Here is a 6,748-nt window from a genome sequence, read left to right on the forward strand (position 1 = left end):
ATTCCAAAGGTGGGAGCGAGCCTGCTCGCGCAGGCGTCAGCCCCGGCAACAAATCCCCCCGCAAAATATTTTCAAATTACAGGTGAGGTAACCCCGAGCCCCATCCGTGTAGTGACTGAAACTGCGAGCCATTCGCATCCGTTGCGGTTCTACACAGGTCATTGAGCAATGAAGTCCAGGGCAAAATCCGGTTCGGTCAAACAGTGGTTGGGCATGTCGGCGTTGAGTTTTTCCGCGTTGGCATCGTTGCCGATGAGTATCGCGCTGGCGGCAGAAGCGGTGAGCAATCAGGCGCAACAGCAATTCAATTTTGCCCTCGCCGCCAAACCGTTGCCGCAGGCCCTGAGCGACTTCAGCCGTGTGACCGGACAAAGCGTGGTCTACACCGACGAAGCGCCGTACGGCCTCAATGCTCCGGCAGTCAACGGCCAGATGAGCGCCGAACAGGCACTGCAACGCCTGCTCGGCAACTCCGGCCTGAGCTTTCGCCGCACCGACAGTCACACGTTGGCGCTTGAGCCGATGCCGACCGCAGGCGCGCTCAATCTTGGCGCAACAACGATCACCTCGACGCGCGACGAATCGATGAGCTATCAGCCGCCGGAAACCAGTTCGGTGATGCGCTCATCGGCGTCGCTGCAAGAAATTCCGCAGACGGTCAATGTCATCCCGGCGCAGGTCATTCGCGATCAGGCGCCGCGCAATCTCGACGCCGCGCTGGCCAATGTCAGCGGGATCACCCAGGGCAACACCTTGGGCAGTACCCAGGACTCGGTGATGACTCGCGGCTTCGGTGACAACCGCAATGGCTCGATCATGCGCGACGGCATGCCGCTGGTGCAGGGCCGTGGCATGAACGCGACCGTGGATCGCGTCGAAGTGCTCAAGGGCCCGGCCTCGTTGCTCTACGGGATTCAGGATCCGGGTGGCGTGGTCAACCTGGTCAGCAAGAAGCCGGAACTGACCCAGTACAACGCCGTAACCGTGCGCGGTTCGACCTACGGTGACGGCAAGAATGGCAGCGGCGGCGCCTTCGACAGCACCGGGGCGCTGGGCGATTCCGGCTTCGCCTATCGCATGGTCGTCGATCATGAAGACGAAGATTACTGGCGCAACTTCGGCACCCATCGCGAGACGCTGATCGCACCGTCGCTGGCCTGGTACGGCGAGCGCACCAAGCTGTTGTTCGCCTACGAGCACCGCGAATTTCTCACCCCGTTCGACCGTGGCACCTTGATCGATCCGCGCACCAATCATCCGCTGGATATCTCGCGCAAGCAGCGTCTCGATGAGCCGTTCAACGACATGGAAGGGCGCTCGGACCTCTACCATTTCGAAGCCGACCACGAACTCAACGACGACTGGAAAGCTCACTTCGGCTACAGCTGGAACCGTGAAACCTACGACGCCAGCCAGGTGCGCGTGACGGCGATCGACACCAACAAAGGCACACTGACGCGGAGCATGGACGGCACGCAGAATGCGATCAGCACCGATCGTTTCACCACCGCCAGCCTCGAAGGCAAAGTGAATGTGCTGGGCATGCAGCATGATCTGGTGTTCGGCGTTGATGATGAATACCGCAAGATCTACCGCGAGGATCTGATCCGGCAGAAAAGCCTGACCACGTTCAGCTATCTCAACCCGGTCTATGGCCGCGAAGTGATGGGCACTACGGTGAGTGCGCCCGACAGCGCGCAGACGGATAAGCTGCGCAGCGATTCGCTGTTCCTGCAGGATTCGATTCACCTCAACGAGCAGTGGATTCTGGTCGCCGGCGGCCGTTTTCAGGAGTACGACCAGTACGCCGGCAAAGGCGTGCCGTTCAAGGCCAATACCGACAGCAATGGCCAGAAGTGGGTGCCGCGCGCAGGGCTGGTGTATCGCTACACCGACGCGCTGTCGTTCTACGGCAGCTACACCGAATCGTTCAAACCCAACTCGACCATCGCCCCGCTGAGCGGCAGCAGTACCGTGCTCGACGGCAGCATCGCGCCGGAGGAAGCCAAGTCGTGGGAGCTGGGTGCGCGGCTGGATATGCCCGGCAGCATCACCGGCAATATCGCGTTGTTCGACATCAAGAAACGCAACGTACTGGTGGCCAATTCCGAAGGCCCGACAACGATTTACAGTGCGGCAGGCGAGGTGCGTTCACGCGGGTTGGAAGTTGACCTGAGCGGGCAGCTCAGCGAGCACTGGAACCTGATCGGCAGCTATGCCTACACCGATGCCGAAGTCACCGAAGACCCGGAATACAAAGGCAAGCGCCTGCAAAACGTAGCGAAGAATTCCGGCTCGCTGTCGGCGGTGTATGACTTCGGCAATGTGTTTGGCGGCGATCAGTTGCGTGTCGGGGCGGGCGCGCGGTACGTCGGTGAGCGTGCCGGCAACGCGGTGAATGATTTCGATCTGCCGAGCTACACCGTGGCGGATGCGTTTGCCACTTACGACACGACGGTTGACGGGCAGAAGGTCAAGTTTCAGTTGAACGTGAAGAACCTGTTTGATCGCACCTATTACACCTCGTCGGCGAGCCGCTTCTTTGTGTCGATGGGGGATTCGCGGCAGGTTTCGCTTTCCAGCACTCTGGAGTTTTGAGGCAAGATCAAAAGCCCCTCACCCTAGCCCTCTCCCGGAGGGAGAGGGGACTGACCGTGGGATATTCGAGAGATACACCGACCTGAAAGTAATGCTTGGAATCCATAATCGATGCGATTTTTCAGGTCGATGTACACCGCAAGACACCTCGGTCGGCCCCCTCTCCCTCTCCCGGAGGGAGAGGGGACTGACCGTGGGATATTCCAGAGGTACACCGACTTGAACGTGTTGCTTTGAATCTATAATCGATTCGGTGTTTCAGGTCGACGTACAGTGCGAGACACCTCGGTCGGCCCCCTCTCCCTCTGGGAGAGGGCTGGGGTGAGGGGAATGGGGTTACCGCAAAAACGCCTGCCGATACTCGCCCGGCGTCCCGCCCAAAACCTGCCTGAACCGATTAGTAAAATGGCTGGCACTGGCAAACCCGCACGCCAGCGCGATCTCGCCCAGCGGCAGCGCCGTGCCGCGCAGCAATTCCCGCGCCCGGCTCAAGCGCCGCGCCAGCACATATTGATGTGGCGGCAGGCCGAAGCTCAGGCGAAACATCCGCGCAAAGTGATATTCCGACAGCGCACACAGCCCGGCCAGTTGCCCGAGGCTGATCGGCTCAGCCAACTGGTTGTCGATGAACTCCACCAGTTGTCGGCGCTGGTGCGGCGCCAGCCCGCCCTTGAGGCGCAGGCCCTGTCGCGCACCGACTTGGCTGAGCAGCGTGTGGCTGATCAATTCATGAGCGAGGCTGCTGGTCAGCAAGCGCTCGGCCGGCTCTTGCCAGTTCAGGTTCAGTAATTGCCGAAAGCGCTGCGCCTGCTGCGGATCTTCGAGAAAGGTCTGCTCGCGTAATTGCATCTCGCGCGGTTCGCGATCGAGCAAAGTCACGCAACCGAGGGCGAATTGTTCGGCGCTGAAATACAGGTGCGCCAGACGGATATCACCATTGATCACCCAGCCCGATTCATGATCGGCCGGCAGGATGCACAGCTTGTCCGGCCCGCCTTTGCGGCCCGGCTGGCCACGACGGAATGTGCCGGTGCCGCCGGCGACGTAGCACGACAGCGTGTGATGACTTGGCGCTTCGTATTCCTGGGCATCGTGGTGGTTGGTCCACAAGGCCGCAGACATGCCGTCACCGAGCTCGGCGCTGTGCACAAGGCGTGCATTCGGCGAGCGGTTGAGGGCTTGAAAGACTTGCAGGGTATCGATCGCGGCCATGTTCGGTTCTCTCCAACGCCTTGCATCCTACTCCGTAGACGCCGCCCTGCCAGCCTGCCGCCAGACAAAAGCGCAAGATTGTGCAAGCGTCGAAGGCTGCCCGAGGCAGACACTCAAGGCCTGTTTAAGGAGTGTTTGCCATGAACCTGTCGTTGTACCTGCTGACCGTGCTGATCTGGGGCACCACCTGGATTGCCTTGAAATGGCAATTGGGCGTGGTCGAAATCCCGGTGTCGATTGTCTATCGCTTCGGCCTCGCCGCGTTGGTGCTGTTTGCGTTGTTGCTGCTCAGTCGACGCCTGCAACCGATGAACCGCCGGGGCCACTTGATCTGTGTGGCGCAAGGGCTCTGTCTGTTCTGTGTGAACTTCATGTGCTTTCTGACGGCCAGCCAGTGGATACCCAGCGGTCTGGTGGCGGTGGTGTTTTCTACGGCAACGTTGTGGAACGCGCTGAATGCGCGGGTGTTTTTCGGCCAGCGCATTGCGCGCAATGTGCTGATGGGCGGTGCGCTGGGGCTGTCAGGTCTGGGGCTGTTGTTCTGGCCAGAACTGGCCGGGCATCAGGCCAGTCCGCAAACCCTGCTCGGCCTTGGATTGGCGTTATGCGGCACCTTGTGTTTTTCCGCCGGCAATATGCTCTCGAGTCTGCAACAGAAAGCGGGATTGCGACCGCTGACCACCAACGCCTGGGGCATGGCTTACGGCGCGGCGATGCTGACGGTGTGGTGTCTGTTCAAAGGCATCCCCTTCACCATGGACTGGTCGCCGCGATATGTCGGTGCGCTGTTGTATCTAGTGATTCCCGGCTCGGTGATCGGCTTCACTGCGTACCTGACGCTGGTCGGGCGCATGGGCCCGGAGCGAGCGGCTTATTGCACGGTGCTGTTCCCGGTGGTGGCGTTGAACGTGTCGGCGTTTGCCGAAGGTTATCAATGGACCGCACCGGCGCTGGTCGGGCTGGTGTTGGTGATGCTGGGCAACGTGCTGGTGTTTCGTAAACCGAAAGTGCTGTTGTCTGCGGGTCAAGGGAAGTTGGCTTGATAAAGCGAGCGCTGGGTTTCAGCGCTCAACTTTCAAAGTGATGTAGATCATCACCGGGAAGATGAAGTCGACAATATGTCGCGCCCAGTCCTTGGCATTCCAGGATTGCGAAGTGTCCATGTCGAACCACTCGACGCCGACCGTTTGCAGGCATACGTAGTAGATGAAAATGGCGACCAATATGCCCATGATCGAAAACTTCTTGGCTTCATGGAATGCCGCTGGCGATGCATCGATGTAGCGATACAACTGGTAAGTACCGATCAGGCAAAGCACGGTATAGGTGACTTCCATAGTGATGATGAACCAGTAGATCCGGTGATGGATCATCGGCGAATCGATCGCCCGGTACATGATGTTTTCACTGGCGTTGGTGGTGTCCATGCTCAGGATATGTGCAACGTAAGTGTAGTTGGACTCGTAGTCGGTGAAGTTATGAATCATCACCAGCAAGCCAAAGAAACTTATATAAGCCATCAAGATGACTTTGCTGTAACGAATGAGTTTGTCGGTGGTCAGGGTGTTCACGGGATCAGCTCTCCATCGCAAATAATCAATGAGTTGATAATTTGCGAGAGCTTATATGGCGGTTACTGGGTCTGGCGTTCTTGTTCGGTTGCAAGTTATGTAAGGTGAGGGCCAGCGCAATGTTGCGCTGGCCTTTTTTTTCAGCCGCGCCAGACTTGCGGGTTGACCAGATCCTGCGGCCGTTCGCCGAGGAGGGCGCTGCGCAGGTTGGCCAGGGCGCGATTGGCCATGGCTTCGCGGGTCTCGGTGGTGGCCGAGCCGATGTGCGGCAGGGTCACGGCGTTCTTCAATTGGAACAGCGGCGATTCGGCCAGCGGTTCTTTTTCATAGACGTCCAGCCCGGCGCCACGGATGCGGTTGTTTTGCAGGGCTTCGATCAGTGCCGGTTCGTCGACCACCGGGCCGCGCGAGATGTTGACCAGGATCGCGCTCGGCTTCATCAGCGCCAGCTCCCGATGGCTCATCAGGTGGCGGGTCTTGTCGCTCAGTGGCACCACCAGGCAAACGAAATCGGCTTCGGCCAGCAGCTCATCGAGGCTGCGGAACTGTGCGCCGAGTTCTTGTTCCAGTTCGGTCTTGCGGCTGTTGCCGCTGTAGATGATCGGCATGTTGAAGCCGAAGCGACCACGGCGGGCGACGGCGGCGCCAATGTTGCCCATGCCGACGATGCCGAGGGTCTTGCCGTGCACATCAGTGCCGAACAGCGGGGCGCCGACGCTGGCCTGCCATTGGCCGGCCTTGGTCCAGGCGTCGAGTTCGGCGACGCGGCGGGCGCTGCTCATGATCAGGGCGAAGGCGAGGTCGGCGGTGCTTTCGGTGAGCACGTCGGGAGTGTTGGTGAGCATGATCCCGCGTTCGTTGAAGTAGTCGAGTTCGTAGTTGTCGTAGCCGACCGAGACGCTCGAGACCACTTCGAGTCTGGTTGCGCTTTCCAGTTGTGCGCGGCCGAGTTTGCGGCCGACGCCGATGAGGCCGTGGGCGTGGGGCAGGGCTTCGTTGAACTGGGCGTTGATGTCACCGGTCTTGGGGTTGGGGACGATGACGTCGAATTCTTCTTGCAGGCGTTCGATCATGGGCGGGGTGATGCGGCTGAAGGCCAGGACTGTTTTTTTCATTGGGCTTGGGCTCGTCGGGGCTTGATTGCAAGCACGCTAACATTTTCTTGCTCGGGTTGTCTTGGCGGCCTCTGGGCCGGCCAGGTTCTTGGGGTTTTGGGTGAATATCCGTTTCTTCGGGTGTTGCTGATTACGGTTCCGCCCTTACGGCGGGTCACCTTTTTCAAACGCCGGAGTGCCGGCCCCGCAAAAAGGTAACCCAAAAGGCTTGCTCCTACGTTCGGCCCTCGCAGGCTCGGGTTCCTTCGCTCC

General features: G+C 59.8%; 5 protein-coding genes. 2 read left to right on the forward strand and 3 right to left on the reverse strand.

What is annotated here, in order from left to right:
- Positions 1-168: 168 nt before the first annotated feature.
- The gene (locus F8N49_RS23780) at positions 169-2,598 is read left to right on the forward strand and encodes a TonB-dependent receptor (RefSeq protein ID WP_151552831.1); all 2,430 of its coding nucleotides are present in this window, start codon (positions 169-171) and stop codon (positions 2,596-2,598) included.
- A gap of 336 nt (positions 2,599-2,934) precedes the next feature.
- Here the strand turns inward: F8N49_RS23780 and F8N49_RS23790 are convergent, their stop codons facing one another.
- Positions 2,935-3,810: a helix-turn-helix domain-containing protein gene (locus F8N49_RS23790; protein ID WP_071174437.1), complete on the reverse strand. Its 876-nt coding sequence runs from the start codon at positions 3,808-3,810 to the stop codon at positions 2,935-2,937.
- 140 nt (positions 3,811-3,950) lie between these two features.
- On the opposite strand from F8N49_RS23790, the gene F8N49_RS23795 reads away from it, so the two are divergent.
- Positions 3,951-4,853, forward strand: coding sequence for a DMT family transporter (locus tag F8N49_RS23795; RefSeq protein WP_073473699.1), 903 nt, complete (start codon positions 3,951-3,953; stop codon positions 4,851-4,853).
- A gap of 18 nt (positions 4,854-4,871) precedes the next feature.
- Here the strand turns inward: F8N49_RS23795 and F8N49_RS23800 are convergent, their stop codons facing one another.
- Together F8N49_RS23800 and F8N49_RS23805 are read right to left on the reverse strand one after the other, a co-directional pair.
- Positions 4,872-5,381 (reverse strand): DUF2165 domain-containing protein, encoded by a 510-nt coding sequence (locus F8N49_RS23800; RefSeq protein WP_073473697.1) that lies wholly within the window; start codon positions 5,379-5,381, stop codon positions 4,872-4,874.
- A 140-nt stretch (positions 5,382-5,521) separates the two neighbouring features.
- Entirely contained in the window at positions 5,522-6,496 is a 975-nt protein-coding gene (locus F8N49_RS23805; RefSeq protein WP_151552833.1) for a D-glycerate dehydrogenase, read from the reverse strand.
- Positions 6,497-6,748: the final 252 nt, after the last annotated feature.

It is taken from the genome of Pseudomonas sp. GXM4, from assembly GCF_008923895.1.
Lineage (GTDB): Bacteria > Pseudomonadota > Gammaproteobacteria > Pseudomonadales > Pseudomonadaceae > Aquipseudomonas > Aquipseudomonas atacamensis.

What these genes read in the sequence shown, in the direction of transcription:
- F8N49_RS23780 (WP_151552831.1), top strand. Translation starts at nt 169, where the DNA reads ATGAAGTCCAGGGCAAAATCCGGTTCGGTCAAACAGTGGTTGGGCATG.
- F8N49_RS23790 (WP_071174437.1), bottom strand. Translation starts at nt 3,810, where the DNA reads ATGGCCGCGATCGATACCCTGCAAGTCTTTCAAGCCCTCAACCGCTCG.
- F8N49_RS23795 (WP_073473699.1), top strand. Translation starts at nt 3,951, where the DNA reads ATGAACCTGTCGTTGTACCTGCTGACCGTGCTGATCTGGGGCACCACC.
- F8N49_RS23805 (WP_151552833.1), bottom strand. Translation starts at nt 6,496, where the DNA reads ATGAAAAAAACAGTCCTGGCCTTCAGCCGCATCACCCCGCCCATGATC.